A 20786-nucleotide genomic window follows, 5' to 3' on the forward strand; every position below is an offset into this window, starting at 1 on the left:
CGACCAGGAGACCGTCCTCGCCGGCCAAGGCACCCCCCAACCCCCACCCGCTTCCCTCCCCCGCCCCGCAGCCTCGCCACCGGGAACACCGGCGGCAGGCCGTGCCCCGGTGCCCAGCCAGCCGCCGACGTACGGACAGCCGGTGCCCGCCCAGCCGGGACCGCCGGACGGGGCTGCCGGAACGTCCGGACGGCGACCACTCGCGCGCTGGCTGCACGCGCTACCGACCCTCGTCTGGCTCGCCGCGGTCGGCTTCGCCCTCGGCGCACTGCTCGCGCTTACCTGAAGCTGTGATTCCTCCACCAAGGACGGTCAGCGAGATTTCGCCCACAGAACGCCGCGAACACCTCCCACCGCCCATTTATTTCAATCAGTCGAGCCGCATTCTTATGATCTGACGGGCGTGGACGGCGTAAATCAGCGCTGCCCAGCCCAGTCGGGCAGTGTCGGCCAGCCAGGTGACATCCTGGGCGAGGCACTGCGATGCACCCGAGGCCGCGATCGACAAAAACATTCGGCGCGGTGCGGACGTGGACTCATTATGGGTGCAGATCTTCCGGCAACACAAGGCAGCGAGGGTCACGTCGGAACATCGGGAGCGCCGCGACCTGGGAAAACGGACAGGGCACGGCAAGTGGCGTACTGGAACCAGATCGCCGGCTCGCCCCCTGGGGCACGCTGTCCACCAGGGTCTTTCACCCGCGTCACGGACGGTAGGAGTGCCGCCGGCGCTTGACCATCTCGATCATGACGAGACGTTTGTCGTCGTCGATGCTATAGATCACCCGGTAGGTGGCCCGGCGCGCCGACCACAGGCCGTCGAAGGGCTCGTGCAGCGGCTTGCCCACCCGACGCGGCTCCTCCCGCAGCGGGCCGGTGGCGAGTTTCAGCACCGCGGACGCCACCGACTCCGGCAGCTCCTCGGCGATCGCCCGACGTGCCGAACGCGACCACTGCACGTCGTAGAGATCGCTCACGCGCTCTGTTGACCTCGTTCACGGAACGCCGCGAGCACCTCGTCGGTCGTGTAGACCCCGCCTCGGGCGATCTCCTCACGGGCCACCCGGAGAGAGGACACCGTCTCGGCGTCGGAGAGGATCTCCAGAGTCTCGTGCAGACTCTCCCACTCCTCCACCGAGACGACCACTGCCGCCGGCCGGCCGTTGCGCGTCACCGTCACCTGGTCGTGCTGCTCCTGAACCCGGGTCACCAACTCGGACAACCGGGCCTTGACCTCCGCCAACGGGAGCGTATCCATGGTCAGAATTATAGTCACCTGCCCCGGCGGACGGAGACAACCGCTGGGACGCGTCAGGGCCGCAGTGGGCGGGCGGGATGTCGGGGCGGCAGCCGGGAGGGAGGACACGGCGGATCTCGATCTCGCCGTTGCCGAAGGACTTCAGCACCACCGAGTGGTGCAGGGCTTCGGCGACGATCGGGACCTCGGCAAGCACCGAGTCCGGGGGCTTGCCCATCATCAGGTAGTCGACGTCTTTCCAGCCGTGCGGGAAGTGGCCGCGGACCTCCGGATCGAGGTCGAGCTTGTAGAACCACACCGGCAGCGGTCGGCGGCCGGCGACCACGAGATCGGTCCAGGCGATGTCGTCGGTGATGACCGTGCCATTGTCGTGGATGTGGGCAAGGAACCAGCGGGTGGCGTCTCGGCTCGGGGCGCTCGCGTCCACCGTCAGCGCCGTGTGGATCTTCGGCGTCCAGTCCCAGGCCAGCGTCACCACCGAGCCGACCACGGCCACGGCCACCGCACCTCGACGCAGTCCGGTCCACACCGCCGTCAACCATCCCGGCACGCCCCGCGCGCCGCCGTCGCCGTCGCGTTCGCCGTCAGCACCGGCGACTCGCAGCGGGGTGCGGGGCAGCGCGGCGTCGAGGAGGCCGGCGGCGCACAGGGCCGCGAACGGCAGCATCGCGGTGACGTACGGGTTGGGCAGGTAGCCGTTGCGGAAGATGAAGCCGAACTGGAGCAGCAGCAGCGCCGAGACCACCCGTAGGCGGCGCAGGGCGAGCAGCGGCACGGCCGCGGCGATGCCCGCCAGCACCAGGTACGGATCCAGGTCCAGCCAGGAGCGGACCACGTTGTAGGTGTCGCTGCCGGTGTCGAGCACGCTGCCGCTCGGCGCCCGGTCGAACAACTGCCAGCGCACCGCCCATTCCAGCGAGACGTGGCCGGGCCCCTCGAACAGCTCGTTCTTCGCCGCCGCGTACAGGATGTAGATGCCGCAGATCCCGAGCAGGCAGCCGAGGAAGTTGCGCCGCACGAACCGCCAGTTCCGCGAGTCCCGGTGTTGCCAGAGCAGCACGTACAGCCCGGGCAGGAACAGCAGCGTCGTCTCCTTGGACCAGAACGAGAACGCCATGAACGTCCCGGCGAGCGCCGCCGCGGCCACGCTGCGCCGCGGGGAGGCCGCGCAGACGAAGGCGGCGAGCAGCCACATCACCGCGATGTTGTCCAGGAACGCCATCCGCTGGTACCACAGCGCGAGTGGCGACAGCGAGAAGACCAGCAGCGCGAGGCCGGCGAAGAACCGGCGCAGGCCCAGCAGCCGGCCGAGCCGGTACAGCAGCACACAGCTCACCAGGTGCAGCAGGAACATCAGCTCGCGGGCGGCGGTGACCGCCGTCGCCGCCCGGTGGAAGCCGTCGGTCAGCTTCGTGTAGATCGCGATGAGCAGCCAGCCGCCGAAGGGGTGGTCGTACCAGTAGGTGTAGTGGGCGATGCGGTTCCAGTACTGCATCGAGTAGGCCTGGGCGGCGTAGGTGCCCTCGTCGTCGGTGACCCGCCCGGGCCAGCCGTCGAAGTTGACCCCGTGTACCACCGCGACGATCGGCAGGAGCACTGCGAGCAGGGCGAGGCTGCGCCGGTGGGCTCGCGCGCCGTCCGCCACCCGCGCGCTCAGCAGCCGGGCCCGGTCGGCGGCCCAGGCGGCGGGGCTCGACGCCACCGGCCGTGGCAGGGTCTCGTCGAGAGCGTCGAACACGTCGGGGACGGTCACGATGCCGCCTCCAGCCCGAAGCGACCCGTGCCGGCCCCGGCACCGTGATGGGCACCGGAATGCGACGTCTTCTCCCACTCCAGTCGGCCGCGCACCAGGCGGGCGGTGGCCCGCACCGCGGCGATCGACAGCGCGAGCTGGTAGAACGGCGCGCTGAGGATGAGCCGGACGCTGTCCCACCGGCCGACGGCGAGCTCGTAGGCGTCGGTGAACTCCCGGAAAGCGGCCTGTTCCGAGAAGACGGTCATCACGGAGGCGGCCAGCGGCAGCCAGAACACGATGACGAGGCCCGTCGGCGCCGCGAGGAACAGCGTGAGGACTCCCGAGACGGGTAGCAGCACCCCGGCCATCGCCTGGAAGAACGGCATGGCCAGCATCTCCGCCGCCATCATCCGCTGGCGGCCCCCCGGCAGCAGGCGCCAGTCCCCCTTGAACAGGACCTGCATGAACCCCATCATCCAGCGGGTGCGCTGGACGATGAGCTTCGTCAGGCTCTCCGGCGTCTCCTCCCGGGTCGTCAGGTCCGGGTGGTAGAACACCGTCGTGCGGATGCCCGCGACCGAGGCCCGCACGCCCAGGTCGCAGTCCTCGGTGAGGCAGGCGACGTCCCAGCCGCCGAGCCGCTCCAGCACGGACCGGCGGATGAACACGGTGTTCCCCCCGAGGGGGATGAAGCGCGCCCGTGCCTGGAAGCGCAGGCGGGACATGAACCAGATGTAGTACTCCAGGCAGTTGCGGGCCCGCCACCAGGAGGTCCCGGTGTTCCACCGGCGCAGCGCCGCGCGCAGCCGGCCGACGCCGGCGGGCCGCGGCTGGCGTCCCGGGCCGCGCACGTTCATGAGCTGGACGCCGCCCTGGAAGATGCCGACGTCGGCCTGGCGCAACGCGAGGGTGTTGACGTAGGTGAGCAGGCCGCCGGCGATGAGCGACTCGGCGTCGACGATGCCGACGATGTCCCCGGTGCAGTGCCGGCGGGCGTCCTCCAGGGACAGCGGCTTGCTGCGCTGGCTGCCCTGCGGCGCGATGACGCGGACGTTGGGATGGCGGGCGGCGATCTGCTCGGCGATGCGCCGGGTCGGCCGGTCGACCTCGTCGTGGGAGACCATCACGACCAGTTCCAGCAGGTCGGCCGGGTAGTCACCGGCGAGGATCTGGGTCAGGGTCCGGCCGAGGATCGGCTCGTCGCGGGCGGGAATGATCAGCGAGAACCGGTGGCGCGGCGCCTGGACGTCGGCGAGGTCGACGTGGTGCACCCGCTCGGGTAGCTGCCAGCTGTACTGGCCGCGGACCAGGGTGAGGATGGCGACGAGCAGCATCAGCAGCGACACCCCCGTCCACGCGGCGAGCAGCACCGCGTGGTGATGCTGTGCCGCGCGGACCGCCAGCGCCGCGGCGAGCGGCGCGGCGGCCAGGACGGACAGCGCGCGACGGCGGTGGCGCGCCGCGGGCACGGGCGGCTCGTGCCGGGACAGCAGCAGCGTGCCACCCATCGCCGCCGCCGCCCCCAGCGTCGCGGCGAGCCAGCCGGGCAGGTCGGGGCCGTCGACCGAGGCGACCCGCAGGTCCGGGGAGCCGGCGACCGTGAACACGTACCAGCCGACGGACTCGCAGGCGAGCTGGACGATCCGCGGCAGCCGGGCGCCGCGGTGATCGACCCGCCCGGCGGCGCGGACGACGGCGAGACCGCCGCCGGCACCACCCGGTCTCGGCCAACCCGCGGCCGGGCGGCGGGGGCCGGCGCGACCGAACGTGCGGGGCGCGAGGACGGCGAGCGCGGCCGGAACCAGGTAGGCCAGGCCGTCCTCGACCGCCAACGGGCCGGCGAACAGGGCGGCGAGCGCAACGTGCAGCGCGATCCCCCAGGCCGCCGTCGCCAGCCGCCGGCGACGGGCGGACACCCGCGGGTCGCGGTGGTTGTGCGCCGATGAGAGCCGGGCCGCGCCGGACGGAACCGCGCGGGGCCGCGGTGCTTCGAAGTCGGATGTCACTGGAGTACCTGCCTGACGGGAAGGGGACGCGGCGGCATGACGCCGGGAGGCCGAAGCGCCGGGATGCCGGAGCGGCGGAGATGCCGGACTGGCGGAGATGCCGGACTGGCCGGGTGCCGGCCTGGCGGGTCGCAACGGCGGGATGCCGCCGCGGGCGGCGCGTGCGCTCCGGGATTGCGCGCCGTGGAGGCTGGGGTCGGATCAGAGGGCGGCGACGAGCCTCGGCAGGTCGGCGACGTAGTCGGCGACCGTCGTGTCGGCGAAGTAGCGCACGCGGACGCGGTCGTCCGGACCGATTCCGAGGACCTGCGAGGCGTGGCTGACCAGGTACGCCGGGCCGCCGGCACCGGCACCGGCACCGGCACCGGCGGCCGGGTCGGCGAGGGCCACCGGCACGCCGACCGCCTGCTGCGCCGCGTCGATCTGCGCCGGGGTGCCGGTCAGCCCGACGAACCCGGCGTCGAACTGGGCGAGCCAGCGGCGCAGCACCGCCGGGGTGTCCCGCGCCGGGTCGGTGGTGACGAAGACGACCGTCACCTTCGCCGCGATCGCGGGCCCGGCGACCTGTCGGGCCGCCGCAAGGTCCGCCATCGTCGTCGGGCACACGTCGGGGCAGTGCGTGTACCCGAAGAACAGCAGCGTGGCGCGGTCGGCGGTGGCGCGGGCGAAGTCGTAACGATGCCCGGCGGTGTCGGTCAGGACGAACGACGGGCGGGGCACGGCAACCCCGGGCACGGTGCCATGCCAGCCACCGCCGGCCGTGGCCGCCGCACCGGAACCGGACGGCGGCCCGTCGGCCATCCCCGCGGACGCGCCGCCCGCGGAACCGGCCCCGCCGCAGCCGGTGAGCGCACCGATCCCGACGGCGGCGACCAGCGCCACCATCCCCCGCCGCGCCATCACCGGCACGTCGTCACGGCGCACAGAGCACCGTGCCCCGTGCGGCCGCGGGCGCCGCGCCGGCGAGCCGCCGGGTGTCCTGACCGGTGACCCGGACGGACCCGATTCCCTGTTCTCGCAGGTAGGCGCAGTCGAGGCGCCGGCCGGGCGGCGGGGTGCGGGGCACGCAGATCCGCCGGCCGGTGTCGGCCGCGACGTAGTTGTAGTCGCAGCCGTCCAAGCCGACCGGGACCGGGGAGGGCCTACCGTTACCTCGGGGCACGACCCGACCGGACAGCCCGGCGGCCGGCGCGACGGCAGCGACGATGCCCTGTCCAGCGGAGTCATGGCCAGCAGAGTCATGGCCGGCGGAGTCCTGTCCGGCGGGACGGGGATGGCCGGAGCCGCCGCCGGGCCAACCACCATGGCCGATCACCCCGGCGGCGCCGTTGACGAGCGCCACCGCGAGGGCGATCGTCACCAGCACCCGCCGCCGCCCCCCGGCCGCGGGAACGGGCGGGATGGGCGGGACGGGCCGGATGGGCGGCCCTCCCAGGTGCACGCTCAACCGACCCGCACCCATCGGGCGACCGAGGGAACCCCGGCGGTGTTCTGGGCGAACATCATGTAGTACCCCGGCGGAAGCAGGTTCGGATTATCGGGGACGTCGACCGAGATCTGGCCGCCCTGGCTGCCGGCCGAGACCGGCAGGTCGACGCTGCGCTGGTTGGGATCGGCCTGGTGGGTGACCGACGCGGGCCGCAGCAGCGTGACCCGGCCGATGTCGCCGTCGACCGTCAGCGCCTGCCGCGAGCCGTAGCCGAACGTGTCGGCCGCCTGGGTGATCGCGGGCCGTTGCCGGTCCATGTACCACGGCCGGTAGACGGAGATCGCCTGGCTGAACGACCCGTCGAGCGGGTTGTTCCCCACCGCCGCGACACTGCCGTCGGGCAGCAGGAACGCCTGCGAGTGGTAGGTCCGGTCCTGGGGGTCCGGCGGGACGGAGGTGAAGGTGTTCGCGACCGGATCGTAGATCGACGCCTCGTGCACCGGGTCGGAGCGCAGGTGCCGTCCGCCGCCGGTCTCCAGGACCTTCCCGTCGGGCAGGATCACGGCGCTGACGTACATCTTCGCCGCGGGCAGATCCGGGCCGGCCTGCCAGTGCGGGTCGGGCTGGCGCAGGTCGATGAGGTCGGTGGCGTCAATGGCGTCGGCCCCGGCGTCGCCGTTGCCACCGCCCAGGGTCAGCACCCGCCCGGCCTGGGCCGGCGGGAGCAGCACCGAGGCGCCCTGGTCGCGCAGGTTCACGTGGCGCAGGCCCGGCACGTCGTTGACCGTCGCCGTGGCCGGGTCGTAGATGTTCGAGCCGGCCTCGGTCGGCGCGTTGCCGAAGGTGTGGACGCCGGCGTAGAACAGCCGCCCGTCCGTCATCAGCTTCAGCTCCGGGTAAAGGCCCCAGAAGAAGTACGTCTGCGGCACCTGGGCGTCGGGGAGCCAGGTCTGCCGGGAGCTGTCGAACATCTCGGTCGCGACGCTGCCGGCCGCGTTCTGGTCCAGGCCGCCCACGGCGAGGACGTTGCCGTCGCCCAGTTCGGTCAGGCTAGGATACCAGTGGCCGCCGCCAGGCAGGTCGTTCGTCGCCGTGTACGTGTCGGCCACGGGATCGAAGACGTAGCTCTTCTCCAGGCCCTTGTAGTTGGCCGTCGCGGTGGAGTAGGCGGCCGTTCCGCCAGCCAGCAGGATTCGACCGTCCGGGAGCTGGACATGGCCGGAGCAGAAAAGGTCATCCGCAACAGGAACATCTTTGAACTGACCCGTATTCGGATTCCAGACGGTGGACTTGAAGGTGTGCGCGTCGAAGGCGGACAGGTCGTTTCCGGAACCGGCGACCAGCAGCACGTTCCCGGTGTGCAGGACGCTGGCGTGGACCGATCGGACGGAGCTCGGATAGCTGAGCGTCTGCCAGGATCCGCCGCAGTCGGAGGCGCAACCACCCGGCGGCGGGGGCGGGACGGGACCGGGGTCGCCGCCGCCGGTGTAGTCGACGCGGATCTGCGCCCCGCCGGCCCGGTCGTAGTACTCGGTGACGATCGTGTGGACGCCCGCGGTCACCGTCGGGGTGGCGGTGAAGGTGGTCGGGCCCTGGTCGTTCCAGCCGTCGATCACCCGGGTGTCGTCGACGTAGACACGCACCCCGTCGTCGGCGGTCGCGGTGATCGTGATCGGGCCGGCGGCGAAGCGGTCGACCCGAGTCCAGCGGGCGGAGAAGGCGTCCGGGCCGATGCCGGCCACGCCCGGACCGCCGTCGCCGTAGTCGTGGTGCAGGCCGGTCTCGCAACGCGCCGGCGTCGGCGTGCCGGCGAGCGTGACGTTGCCGAAGTACTGGGCCGACCATTGCAGGCCGTGGCAGGCGGCCGCGGGTGTGAGGGTGTAGCCGACCCGCGCGGTCGCACCTCCGGTGTGCTCGTAGTACTCGACCCGGATGGCATGGCTGCCGGCGGTGACCTCCGTGCTCGCCGTGTACGTGGTGGGGCCCTGATCACGCCACCGGTCGATGATCGGCTGGTCGTCGAGGTAGACCCGGATCCCGTCGTCGGCGGTGACGGTGAACGCCAGAGTGCCGGCGGCGAAGGTCGCCGTCCGCGTCCACCGGGCGGAGAAGTTGTCGGCGCCGATGCCGGTCAGGCCGGGACCGTCGTCGCCCCAGGCGTAGTCGACGCCCGCCGAGCAGCGGGGCACCCCGGTGCCGCTCAGCGCCCGGTTCGGGAAGTAGGTGCCCGCCCACTCGTCCGCCGCGCAGTCGGGCCCGGCGCCGCCCGGCGCCGCCGGCCCGCCGGTGAGGTCGAACTCGACCATGGCGCCGCCGGCGTTCTGGTAGTACTCGACGACGATCGTGTGGACGCCCGCGGTCAGGGTGCGGGTGCCGGTGAACGTCTGCGGGCCGTGGTCACCCCAGCCGTCGGCGACGGACTGCCCGTCGATGAGCACCCGGACGCCGTCGTCGCCGGTCACGCTCGCCGTGTAGGAGCCGGCGGCGAGGGTGAACTGACGGGTCCAGCGCACCGAGTAGCCGGTGGTGCCGATGCCGGTGACGCCGGGGCCGTTCGCCGACCAGTCGAAGTCGATGGCGGCGTCGCAGCGCTGCCCGGCCGGGTCGCCCCCCAGATCGGTCCCGGAGTGGAACTCGGCGTTCCACTGGTCGTCCAAGCAGGTCTGCGCCGACGCCGCCGGCGAGCCCGCGACCAGCAGGACGAGCTGCCCGACGGCCGAGGCCAGCACCACGGCGACCAGGGCCCGGCCGGACCGGGTCGGGCGGGCGAGCCGGCGCGACCGCAGATCACGTGGCCGCAGATCACGTGGCCGCATCGGTGGCCTCCTCTCCCGGTGCGCCCGCCGGCCAGGACAGGCCACCCGGCCGACTCCCGCCCCGGGCCCGGCCGGACCGGAATGCCCGTGACGGTCCCGCGGTCCCACTCGGGGTCGGCGTGGGTGATCCCGCCGGCCGGCGACGGTAGACCAGTCGCTCCACCACCAGGTAGCGGATGATCACCGCGGCGGCCAGCGACAGCAGGGTCGCCGTGCCGACGCCGAACCCCCACCGGCCGACGAGCAGCGCGAGCAGCGGCAGCCGGACGACGAGGTCGAGGTTGTTGATGATCGCGAACGCCGGGTAGCGGCGGAGCCGGGAGCCGGCCAGGCGGTCCCAGACCAGCAGCTCGCAACCCGCGAAGTTCCAGGCGATCGCGACCTGCGTGGCGAGGATCGCCGCGGCCAGGTAGTGCAGGCCAAGGTGGTGCAGGACGGCGGTGCCGAACAGGTTCGGGACGGTGCCGGACGCCCCGACCAGGGCGAACCGCGCCGGGCGGGGCACCCGCAGCGAGAACAGCCGTCGGACGAACCGCACCCCCTCGGACATCGAGGCGTTCGAGGCACCGGCGTGCCGTTCGGCGAAGGCGTAGCCGACCTCCCGGATGCGCAGCGGGCCGGCGGTGGCCAGCAGCTCCAGCAGGATCTTGTAGCCGTCGGGACGCAGTCCCGCCCGGTCGACCGCGGCCACCCGGACGAGGAAGAAGCCGCTCATCACGTCGGACACCCCGCGCAGCCGCCGCGGGAACGCCAGCCGGCAGAGCAGGTTCGAGCCGGTGGAGACGAGGTGACGGGTGGTGCCGGCGAGACCTGAGGCGCTGCCGCCGGGCGCGTAACGGCTGCCGATGACCACGTCGGCGGCGTCGTGCAGAGCCGCGGCGAGCAGGGCGGGGATCGTCTCCGGCGGATGCTGCAGGTCGCCGTCGATGATCACGGCGTAGGGCGCCGCGCACAGGGCGAATCCCTCGCTGACCGCGCCACCGAGACCGCCCACCCGGTCCCGCGGCGCGCGGTGGTGCACCCGCACCGGCAGGCTCACCGTCGGCCGGACCCGGGCGATCGCCTCGGGTGTTCCGTCGTCGGAGTCGTCGACGAAGATGACCTCGCCGGCGAGGCCCCGCAGCGCCTCATCGAGCCGGCGCAGCAGGGGCTCGATGTTGTGCGCCTCGTTGCGGGTCGGCACCACGACGGACAGCCGCGGGGCCACCGGCACGAGGCGGTGGGCGGTCGTCGGCGGGTCGAGGTCGAGGTCGGGGATGGCGTCGGCGGGCAGGGGCAGGGGCAGGTCAGCCCTGGCTCCGCCCGCCGCCGCCGCGCCGGCCAGGCCGTCCGGTGGGGTGCGGGGTTGGGGCAGGACCGGCCCGCGCAGGAGGCCGGTGAGGTCGTCGGGAAGATCCCCGGTACTCGTCGGCGTCATCGCGGCTGGCCTCCGCCCGGTCCGCACGCCATCAGTCGGTGGATTCTCAGGAGGCGAACCGGCGCCGGCTGGTTCCCGTTCCCGGGGGCGGCCGCCGGCAATGCGACACAGCGTCTGTCGGGCATGGTTGTGGCAAGGAGCATGACGAATTTCCCCCAGCTGGAGCCGAAAAAGAAACAGCGAATCGGGCCATTTTCGTGACACCCCCGGCCCGAATCCGGCCTGACAACTCCCGAGGCCGAGCGAAAAATTACCGTACGGTCGCGACAGGTGGGCACAAGCTCCCACCAGGCACACTCCGAGACACAACCGGCGTCGCTACGAAGCCCGTCGAGCGGCCCAACCAGCACGGAAATCCGCGACATTCTCCGCAGTAATCCTGCGCATCTTTACCGGGTTCGACGACCGCCTTCTCCCGCGACCACGACGGGAACGAAGAACGCTGTTCATCGCATACGTCCGATGCCCGACAAGCAAGCCTATAGCCCGGATAGGGCGAGTCCGGACCGCCGCGTCAGGTGGCGGCGGTCCGGGGCGCGACGGCCGAGGGCGCGACGGCCGAGGGCGCGGCGAGCAGCTCGGCGAGATGGCGGCCGTGCCGGGTGGTGATGTGCGCGGCCTGGGTGCGGCAGGAGAACCCGTCGGCGAGCAGCACCGCGTCGGCGGGTGCTGCCGCGGCCGCTCGGCCGATGCCCCGCTCCGCGATGGCGACGGAGACGTCGTAGTGCCCGGCCTCCATCCCGAAGTTGCCGGCAAGGCCGCAGCAGCCGGCCAGCACCTCCAGCCGGGCGCCGGCCGCTGAGAGCAGGTCGCGGTCGACCGTGAAACCCATCACCGCGTGCTGGTGGCAGTGCGGTTGGGCGAGCACCCGCACCCCGTCGAGGCGCGGCGGCGTCCAGCCGGGGGTGGCCGCCAGCAGCTCGGCGAGCGTGCGGACCCCGCCCGCCAGCAGGGCCGCGGCCGGGTCGTCGGGAAGCAGCTCGGTCAGGTCGCCACGCAGCACCGCGGTGCAGGACGGTTCCAGGCCGACGATGGGCGTGCCCGCTCGGGCGTACGGCGCCAGGCTCGCCACGGTCGCCCGCAGCCGTCGGCGCGCCCCGTCGAGCTGGCCGGTGGTGATCCAGGTCAGCCCGCAGCACGCCGGGCCGGGCGGCACGATCACCCGGTAGCCGGCCGCGGTCAGCACCTCGACCGCCGCTCGGCCGACCTCGGGCGAGAACGACTCGGTGAACGAGTCGATCCAGAGCACCACGTCCCGGTCCCCGCCGTCCGCCGGCGCCGCCCGCCGCCACCAGCGGCTGAACGGTTCGTCCGCGAACGCGGGGACGTCGCGGCGGGGATCCATGCCGCCGAGGCGCAGCAGGGTCCGCCGCGCCGCGGGCCGGGACAACACCGCGTTGACCAGCGCGGGCGCCCGGCTGACGAGGCGGGCCCAGCGCGGCAGCCAGCCGAGGACGTAGTGGCCGACCGGCCGGATCCGGCGGCGGTGCGCCCGGTACAGCACCTCGGACTTGTAGGTCGCCATGTCCACCCCGGCCGCGCAGTCGTGGGCACAGGCCTTGCAAGACAGGCACAGGTCCAGCGCCTCGGCGACCTCCCGGGACGCGGGGCCGCCGCGGACCAGCGTCCCGTTCGCCATCTCCTGCAGCACCCGGGCCCGCCCGCGGGTGGAGTCCTTCTCGTCCCGGGTGGCCAGGAACGACGGGCACATGAACCCGCCGGCCGCCGACGTGTCCGCCCGGCAGGTCCCGAGCCCCACGCAGCGGTGCACGGCCCGCCCGAAGTCCCCCGCGTCGGCGGCGAAGGCGAAGCCACCGGCGCGGGGCAACGGGCGGGCGGCGGGCAGGCGCAGGTCGGCGTCTACGGGCCGGGGCCGGACCAGCACGCCCGGGTTGAGCAGGTCCGCGGGGTCGAAAAGGTGCTTGAACCCGGCGAAGGCGGCGATCGCGGCCGGCGAGTACATCCGCGGCAGCAGCTCGCTGCGGGCGCGGCCGTCGCCGTGCTCGCCCGACAGCGACCCACCGTGCGCGGCGACCAGGTCGGCGGCCTCGCCGAGGAAGGCACGCACCCGGCCGGGCGCTGCCCCGAGCGGCAGGTCGAGCCGGACGTGAACGCAGCCGTCGCCGAAATGACCGTAGGGCACCCCCGCCAGCCGGTGGGCGCGCAGCAGCTCCTCGAAGTCGCGCAGGTAGGCGCCGAGCCGCTCGGGCGGCACGGCGGCGTCCTCCCAGCCGGGCCAGGCCGGCTCGCCGTCGGCGGTCCGCCCGGCCAGCCCCGCGCCGTCCTCCCTGATCCGCCACAACGCGCGGCTCTCGGGCCCGGTCGCCAGCACGCGGACCGCCGCCGTCCCCGCGTCGGCCGCCAACGCCCGGCCGGCCGCCAGGGCCTGCTGTGGAGTGTCCCCACCGACCTCGACGAACAGCCAGCCGGTGCCGGCCGGCAACGCCGGCACCGCGCCCGCCCCCCGGTGGCGGCGGACGATGTCGACCAGCCGGGCGTCCATCCCCTCCATCGCCAGCGGCCCGTGCGCCCGCAGGGGCGGCACCGCGTCCGCGGCGGCCGGCATGTCGGGATAGCCGAGCACCACCATGGCGGTCGCCGGCGGGGGTGCCACCAGCCGCACCGTCGCGCCGAGTACGACCACGCAGGTCCCCTCGGTGCCCACCAGCGCTTTGGCCAGGTCCGCGCCCCGCTCCGGGAGCAGGTGCTCCAGGGAGTAGCCGGACACCTGGCGGCCGAACCGCCCGAGCTCCGTGCGCAGGGTTGCCAGGTTGGCCCGGACGAACGCGTCGAGCCCGGGGACCTCGTCGCGCTCGCCGACGCCGGCACCCGCGCCGACGCGCAGCCGGCGGCCGGTGCCGTCGAGCACATCGAGAGACAGCACGTTGTCCGCGGTGCGACCGTAGGCGATCGCGCGCGAACCGCAGGCGTTGTTGCCGATCATCCCGCCGAGGGTGCAGCGGGCGTGGGTGGACGGGTCCGGGCCGAAGCGCAGGCCATGGCGACCGGCGGCGGCCTGCAGCCGATCGAGGACGACCCCGGGTTGCACGGTGGCGGTGCGTGCGACGGGGTCCAGCGCGACAATGCGGTCGAGGTGCCGGCTGACGTCCACCACGACGCCGGGGCCGACCGCGTTGCCGGCGATCGAGGTGCCGGCGCCGCGGGTCGTCAGCGGGGTGCCGGTGGCCCGGCAGACCTCGGCGACCGTCGCGATGTCGTCGACCTCCCGCGGGAACACCACCACCGCGGGCGGCACCCGGTAGTTCGACGCGTCCGACGAGTACTCCGCCCGCCGCCGCGCGGAGGCGTCGACGATCGACGCGCCCGGCCGCTCGCCCAGCGCCGCCCGCAGCCGGGCGACCAGCTCGGCCCGGTCCGCGCCGCCGGGGTCGGTGGCCGCCGCACGGCCGGCGGCCCGAAACTGTCGGACCCGGGCGAGACGATGCCCCCGTCCCGCCCCTGGCAGCGCCCGATCCCGCGCCCTGTCCCCGTCCCGTGTCACCCCACCATCCTTGCTGCCGGACGGCGCCTCCCGCACGGGATCGGCCCGTTCGCCCGGACCAGCCGATCCGTCCCAGCCACACCGACCCCGGAGGTCACGATTCGCCGGCGGTCCGGACCGGCCGTCCGGACACCGGCGGTCCGGACACCGGCCGTCCGGTCATTCCAGGTCGAGGCCGCCCAGCACCGGCGGGAGCTCGCCGGAGTAGACGACGCTGAGGGAGCGGGTGGCCCGGGTCAGCGCGACGTACAGGTCGGCGAGGCCCCGCGTCGGCTCGGTGAGCAGCGCGGCCGGTTCGACGAGCACCACCGCGTCGAACTCCAGCCCCTTGGTCTCCGCCACGCTGAGCACCGCGACCGGCGCATCCAACGCGTTGCCGGCGGCGCTCGCCGGATCAACCGAGTCCGGGACGACGGCCAGGTCCGGCAGCAGGGCCATCAGCGCGGCCCGCAGGACCAGCACGTCGCGGGGCCGGGCGATCACGGCCACGCGGCCGGTGTCGGCCGCCGCCGCCTCCCGCCTGGCGGCGTGTGCGACGGCGGCCAGCAGCGACGCGGACGGCTCGTTCGCGGGGGACGGCGCGTCCCCCAGCAGCCGCGCGAGCCCGGGGACGTCTTCGACGGCGACCTCGCCGACCCGCACCGCCGTGGGGCGGTGGCCCACCGCGCGGACCGACACCGGCGCGGTCAGGCTCGGGTTCTGCGCGCGCAGGACCTCCGCGGCCACATCCATGATCTCCTGCGGGGTGCGGTAGTTGACGCTGAGCCGCTCCACCGTGAACCGCTCGTCGACCACCGGTGCCAGCAGCTCCGCCCAGCTCGTCGGCGCGCCCGGCCGGGCGGTCTGGGCCAGGTCACCGACGAGGGTGGCCGTCCGCCCGGGGCAGCGGCGCCACAGCAGCCGCCACAGCATCGGGGAGACCTCCTGGGCCTCGTCGACGATCAGATGGCCGAACGCCCAGCCACGGTCGGCGCGGGCGTGCTCGGCGGCGCTGCGCCGCACCCGCGGACCGGACCAGCGGTCGGCGAGCGCCGCCGCGTCGACCTGCCCGTCCAGGCCCAGCATGTCGACCACGCCGCGGGCGTACTCGCGTTCCTCCGCCCGTTCCCGCTCGGCGCGCCGGGCGGCCTCGAGGCCCGCCTCCTCCTCGGGGTCACCGAGCAGTTCGGCCGCCTCGTCGAGCAGCGGCACGTCCGCCGGCGTCCAGCGGCGCTCCCCGCCGGCGCCCCGCCGAGCGGCCGCCAGGTCGGCGCCGACGGTCGGGTCACCGGTCCGTGGGGCCGGAATCCGGCCCGCGTGACCGGCGGGATCCACGCCCGCCCGATCGCCCGCCCGATCGCCCGCCCGATCGCCCGCCCGATCGCCCGCCCGATCGCCCGCCCGGCCACGATCGTCCGGAGGGGCGCCGTTCGGGCCGGCGCCGGCGGCGGTCGGGAGCAGGTTCGCCGCGGCGAACAGGTCGTCGGCATCGTCCTCGTCCGCCGCCCGCGGGCCGGCGACCCCGCCGGACCGGATCATCCGCGGCGCGTCGGCACCGGACAGCGCCCGGCCGGGTCGGGCCAGATCGACGGCCGGGGGCAGATCCTGCAGCAGGGCACGCTCGCCCGGCGTGAGGCGGTTGCCCGCCGCCCGGGCCAGCGCGGCCGAGTCGCTGAACAGGTCGCCGATGAGCTGCTGCGGCGTCAGCAGCGGCCACAGCCCGTCGAGGACCGCCCGGATCTCCTCCTCCGCCCACAGGTCGCGGGTGATCTGCCCGCGCTCGTCGGCGTCGAGCAGGCCGCCGCGGATCTGACGGACCACCTGCGTGGTGAGCTCGGCCAGCAGCTCGCGCAGGAAGACCCGCCGGGCCGAGTTGTGCGGACGGCGGCTGCGGCGGGCCCGGGTGCGGGCACGGGCGACGGTCTCCTGGCCGAGCCGCAGCACGTGGTCGTCATAGTTGATCACCAGCTCCTGCCGGGGCAGGCGCTGGCGGTCCCGCACCGCCCCGGCGACGACCTCGGCCATCCGCGGGTCGCCCTTGAGAGTGGCGACCTCGACCGGTTCGTCGGCGGTGGCGTCGACCCCGGGAAACAGCCGCCCGGGGGTCGCGAAGACCACGCCGGTCTCGCCGAGGGACGGCAGCACCTGGTCGATGTACCGCAGGAACACCGGGCTCGGCCCGACGATCAGCACGCCGGACTGGTCGAGTCGGGCCCGGTCGTTGTAGAGCAGGTAGGCCGCGCGGTGCAGCGCCACCGCCGTCTTGCCGGTCCCCGGACCACCGTCGACGACGAGGATGCCGTTCGCCCGGGCGCGGATGATGCGGTCCTGCTCGGCCTGCAGGGTCGCGATGATGTCGTGCATGCGCCCGGTGCGCGGCGCCGCGAGAGTCTCCAGCAGCATCGAGTCGCCGGACGGCGCCACCGCGCCGTCCGGCGCCGCCCCGAGCGGCCCCAACGGGTCGTCCGCGATCCCGGTGACCTCCCGCCCCCGGGTGCGCAGGTGCCGGCGGCGGACGAGGCCCTGCGGGTCGGCGAGGGTCGCCCGGTAGAAGGCCGTGGCGACGGGGGCGCGCCAGTCGACGAGGATGGGCTCCTGCTCGCTGTCGGACAGGCCGATGCGCCCGATGTAGGTGCGCCGGCCGTCGTCGTGGTCCATCGCGCCGAAGCAGAGCCGGCCCTCGGCGGCGTCGAGGCGGGCGAGCCGGTCGGCGTGCGCCGCGGCGAACACGTCCCGCTCGACGATCGACTGCGGGGTGCCGGTGCCGACGTCGAGCAGCACCCCGCGTAGCTGCTCCCGGGTGATCTCCCGGACCTCGTCCAGGCGGGTGTACAGCGTGTCCAGGTATGCCTGTTCGCGGGCGCGCTCGACATCCTGCATGGTCTGCACCGGCGCTCCTCCCGGTCGGAATCGGGTTCGATGGCTGGTCGGCTCGGGGGCCCCGCCGGCGGGTCGGCCCGCGGCGGCACACCGCTGCGCCGACCTGCCCGCGGCGTCCCGGCGAGGCTCGACGCCCGGTGCGGGGACCGCCCCGGCAGCCGATCCGGCCACGCCGCCGCGGACGGCGACCGCCGGTCGGCCGACCGCTGACCGCGGCCCGACCTGGCTACCTGCCGGGCGCGGACCGGTGATCCAGGAAGGTAACAGCACCTTCCCCGCGAACCTTCCCGGCCCGCCGCGGAGCCCACTCGAACACGACCGGGCGGATCGGGCGGATCGGGCGGGCAGACGACCACGACGGCGACAGCGTCCCGAAACCGTACCCGGGCCACGGTGGCTGCAACGCCGCGCCGACGCGTGTTCCAGGTTACGGACGTCGGCCCCGGACGTCCCGCCACCCATCCGTCTGGGCTGCGCCAAACGGGGGTCAGGAGTGGTCGGAGGCCGACTCGCGCAGGTCGCCGATGTCGCGCTCCTGCCGCACCCGGACCAGCGCGGCGACCAGCCGGGGCAGGTCGCCGCGGTCGGCCAGGTCCAGGAACAGCTGCGGGCTGGTCGGCAGCCCGAGCTCGCCGGCGGTGCGGCGCACCCGTTCGTCGAGGTAGGGGACGAGCTCGTCCCAGCCGGCCTGGGCCTCGCTCAGGAAGATGTCGGCCCCCACCGGGCCGATGCCCTTGATCTTCTGTAGCAGCGCGCGCTCGCGGTCCGGGGAGTGGTCCGCGGCCTCGCGCAGGTGCCGGATGTCGCCGTCGTAGGTGTCCGACAGGTAGCCGCTGGCGTCCCCGAGCTGACGGGAGGCGCTCTCGTCGTAGCGGGCGTAGCCGTTGCGGTGCAGGACCCCCGTGCGTTCCTCCCGGGTCGCCTCGGCCATCGACGCGGCATCGGTCCAGCCCGCGTCCATGAGCGCGCAGGTGGCCTGGACCGCCGCCGCGGTCCGGATGCGGGCGCTGGCGAGCAGGGCGAAGACGGTCAGCCGGAACATCGCCTCGGCGGTGTCGGCCGGCACGTCGGCGCCGATCTCGTCGGCGTACGTCCGCCCGTGGCGGGCGAGCAGCTCGGCGACCACCGCCTCAGGGTCAGTTCCAACCATGCACAGGAACTACCCGTGCTCCCCCGCGCCCACTCCGGCGCTGCCGGCCGGTGGCCACCCGCTGCCACCTGGGGGAACGATTCGTCGGCTTTCTGTCGGTACCAGCAGTGCAGGTGAGGTGCGGGACACGTGCCACTCGACTCCCTCGGCCCGGCCGTCGGTCCCGACCCGTGGGTTCCGGTCGGCGCATGCCCCGAACGCGACCGTCCCTCAGGCTGGGGGTAGATACTTGAGGAGAAGGGAGGCTGACATGCCCACCGATGCAGAGCGGTCCGCATCGCTGCCGTTGTCGCCCGGCCTGGCCCGAGAGGTGGTCGCGGCGGCCGCTGCGGCGCCCTCCATCCACAACACCCAGCCCTGGCTGTGGCGGCTCGAAGCGGACGGGCTCACCCTCCTCGCCGACAGCTCCCGCCAGCTCGACATCGCCGACCCCGAGGGGCGGCAGCTCCTGCTGAGCTGTGGCGCGGCGCTGTGCAACGCCCTGCTGGCGCTGCGGGTCCGCGGCCTGGAACCGGCCGTCGAGCTCCTACCGGACGGCGACGACTTCCGCTCGAAGCCCCTGGCCACCGTCACGGTCGTCGGGCAGCGGCCAGCGGACGACACCGAGCGGGCCCTCGTCGAGGCCATCCCCCGCCGGCACACCGACCGCCGCCCCTTCGCCGAGCGCCCGTTGTCCGACGAGGCCGTCGCCCGGCTGCGCGAGGCGGCCGAGGCGCACGGCGCCTGGCTCACCGCGCCGACCGATCCGGACCTGCGGGTCCAGGTCAGCGTCCTGCTCTCGCGGGCGGACTGGATCGAGGTGCACAACGACGACTACCGCAAGGAGCTGGCGTCGTGGAGCCGGACGGCGCCGGCCGCCGACGGCATTCCCCGCAGCGCGGTCGTCCACTCCGACGCGCCTCGCCAGTCCGAGTTCCCGATGCGTGACCTCGACGTGGTCGGCCAGGCCGGCACGCTGCTGCAGGAGCACGACGTGGAGCGTCCCGGCATCCTGCTGATCGGCACCGAGGCGGACACCACCGCCGACCGGCTGCGGGCCGGCGAGGCGATGCAGCGGGTGCTGCTCACCGCGACGGCGCTCAACCTCGCGACGTCGCCCATGTCGCAGGCGATCGACGTCGAGGGCATGCGCGAGCAGTTCCGCGCGGCCACCGGCGGGCTGGGGCACGTCCAGATGATCCTGCGAGCCGGCTACCTGGCATCGGGTACCGAGCCGCTCGACCCGACCCCGCGGCGGCGGGTCGACGACGTCCTCGACGTCGCCGGCTCCGACGAGCGCACCTGACGCGGCGCCGATGAGCGGGGGGTTCGGGCTCGACCTGAGCGACGAGCAGCGGGAGCTGCGTTCCTGGGTGCACGGCTTCGCCGCCGACGTGGTCCGCCCCGCGGCGTCGGACTGGGACGAGCGCGAGCAGACGCCGTGGCCGATCATCCAGGAGGCGGCGAAGATCGGTCTGTACGACTTCGACGCCCTGGCCACGCTGTGGGCGGATCCCACCGGTCTGTCGCTGCCGCTGCTGTCCGAGGAGCTGTTCTGGGGCGACGCCGGGATCGGCATGTCGATCATGGGCACGACGCTCGGTGTCGCCGGCATCGTCTCCGCCGGCACCCCGGAGCAGATCGGCGAGTGGGCGCCGCAGTGCTTCGGCGACGCGAGCGACCCGAAGGTGGCGGCGTTCTGCGTCTCGGAGCCGGGCGCCGGCTCGGACGTGTCGGCCATGCGGGTGCGGGCCCGCCACGACCCCGCCACCGACGAATGGATCCTGAGCGGCCAGAAGGCGTGGATCACCAACGGCGGCATCGCCGCTGTCCACGTCGTCGTCGCCTCGGTGGACCCGGAGCTGGGCTCGCGCGGCCAGGCGGCGTTCGTCGTCCCGCCGGGCACGCCCGGGCTCACCGCGTCCCGCAAGATCCGCAAGCTGGGCCTGCGGGCCTCGCATACCGCGGACGTGTTCCTCGACGACGTGCGCGTCCCGGGGCGCTGCCTGCTCGGTGGCCGGGAGCGGCTCGACGAGCGCCTCGCCGCCGCCCGTGCCGGCCGGCGCGCCTCCGGCCAGGCGGCGCTGGCGACCTTCGAGGTCACCCGGCCGATCGTCGGCGCCCAGGCCATCGGCATCGCGCGCGCCGCGTACGAGTACGCCCTGGACTATGCCCGCGGGCGTGAGCAGTTCGGCCGGCCGATCATCACCAACCAGGCGATCGCCTTCGCGCTCGCCGACATGCGGATGGAGATCGACGCGGCCCGGCTGCTCATCTGGCGGGCCGCCTGGATGGGCCACAGCGGCCGGCCGTTCGAGGCCGGCGAGGGCTCGATGAGCAAGCTGAAGGCCAGCGAGGTCGCGGTGTGGGCGACGGAGAAGGCGGTGCAGATCCTCGGTGGCGCCGGCTACAGCCGCGACCATCCCGTCGAGCGGATGTTCCGCGACTCCAAGATCTACACGATCTTCGAGGGCACGTCGGAGATCCAGCGGCTCGTCATCGCCCGGGCGATCTCCGGCCTGCACATCGCCTGACCTCGCATCGGGGTCATTTCTCCGAAAGCCGCCGAGATACGGGGTCTGCACGGTCACGTGGCGGTTTGATCGGACCAGACCGGGTCGCTCACGGCGGCGCC

The 20786-nt window shown here is 74.1% G+C and carries 12 protein-coding genes and 1 pseudogene; 3 read left to right on the forward strand and 10 right to left on the reverse strand.

The window, feature by feature from the left end; all coding sequences use genetic code 11:
- Positions 1-286, forward strand: a pseudogene (locus FF36_RS07825) (FHA domain-containing protein); the annotation flags it as partial.
- A 418-nt stretch (positions 287-704) separates the two neighbouring features.
- On the opposite strand, the gene FF36_RS07830 reads toward FF36_RS07825, so the two are convergent.
- From FF36_RS07830 to FF36_RS07875, 10 genes are all read right to left on the reverse strand, one after another.
- Positions 705-977, reverse strand: a complete 273-nt coding sequence (locus FF36_RS07830) for a type II toxin-antitoxin system RelE family toxin (protein ID WP_044884321.1) — start codon at positions 975-977, stop codon at positions 705-707.
- Positions 974-1258, reverse strand: a complete 285-nt coding sequence (locus tag FF36_RS40705) for a type II toxin-antitoxin system Phd/YefM family antitoxin (protein WP_082121757.1) — start codon at positions 1256-1258, stop codon at positions 974-976. Before FF36_RS40705 ends, FF36_RS07830 begins: the two co-directional genes overlap by 4 nt.
- A gap of 1749 nt (positions 1259-3007) precedes the next feature.
- On the reverse strand, positions 3008-4999 hold the full coding sequence (locus FF36_RS07840; RefSeq protein WP_044884323.1) for a glycosyltransferase family 2 protein: 1992 nt from the start codon (positions 4997-4999) through the stop codon (positions 3008-3010).
- 201 nt (positions 5000-5200) lie between these two features.
- On the reverse strand, positions 5201-5923 hold the full coding sequence (locus FF36_RS07845; protein WP_236705657.1) for an SCO family protein: 723 nt from the start codon (positions 5921-5923) through the stop codon (positions 5201-5203).
- On the reverse strand, positions 5913-6440 hold the full coding sequence (locus tag FF36_RS07850; RefSeq protein ID WP_236705674.1) for a hypothetical protein: 528 nt from the start codon (positions 6438-6440) through the stop codon (positions 5913-5915). Before FF36_RS07850 ends, FF36_RS07845 begins: the two co-directional genes overlap by 11 nt.
- 2 nt (positions 6441-6442) lie before the next feature.
- Positions 6443-9244 carry a PA14 domain-containing protein gene (locus tag FF36_RS07855; RefSeq protein ID WP_044884325.1) on the reverse strand — a complete coding sequence of 934 codons (2802 nt, stop codon included), beginning with the start codon at positions 9242-9244 and terminating at the stop codon, positions 6443-6445.
- Positions 9231-10661: a glycosyltransferase gene (locus FF36_RS07860; protein ID WP_044884326.1), complete on the reverse strand. Its 1431-nt coding sequence runs from the start codon at positions 10659-10661 to the stop codon at positions 9231-9233. Before FF36_RS07860 ends, FF36_RS07855 begins: the two co-directional genes overlap by 14 nt.
- 514 nt (positions 10662-11175) lie before the next feature.
- Entirely contained in the window at positions 11176-14163 is a 2988-nt protein-coding gene (locus FF36_RS07865; RefSeq protein WP_242422370.1) for an FAD-binding and (Fe-S)-binding domain-containing protein, read from the reverse strand.
- A gap of 159 nt (positions 14164-14322) precedes the next feature.
- A complete protein-coding gene (locus tag FF36_RS07870) occupies positions 14323-17031 on the reverse strand; it encodes a HelD family protein (protein WP_044884328.1) in 2709 nt (902 codons plus the stop codon).
- Positions 17032-17509: 478 nt separating this feature from the next.
- Positions 17510-18172, reverse strand: a complete 663-nt coding sequence (locus FF36_RS07875; protein WP_044884329.1) for an HhH-GDP family DNA glycosylase — start codon at positions 18170-18172, stop codon at positions 17510-17512.
- Positions 18173-18422: 250 nt separating this feature from the next.
- Here FF36_RS07875 and FF36_RS07880 point away from each other — a divergent pair, with 250 nt between their 5' ends.
- Together FF36_RS07880 and FF36_RS07885 are read left to right on the forward strand one after the other, a co-directional pair.
- The gene (locus FF36_RS07880; RefSeq protein WP_044884330.1) at positions 18423-19457 is read left to right on the forward strand and encodes an Acg family FMN-binding oxidoreductase; all 1035 of its coding nucleotides are present in this window, start codon (positions 18423-18425) and stop codon (positions 19455-19457) included.
- Positions 19458-19467: 10 nt separating this feature from the next.
- Positions 19468-20685, forward strand: a complete 1218-nt coding sequence (locus tag FF36_RS07885; protein ID WP_044884331.1) for an acyl-CoA dehydrogenase family protein — start codon at positions 19468-19470, stop codon at positions 20683-20685.
- The last annotated feature ends 101 nt before the right edge of the window (positions 20686-20786 follow it).

This window comes from Frankia torreyi (assembly GCF_000948395.1).
GTDB classification, from domain to species: domain Bacteria; phylum Actinomycetota; class Actinomycetes; order Frankiales; family Frankiaceae; genus Frankia; species Frankia torreyi.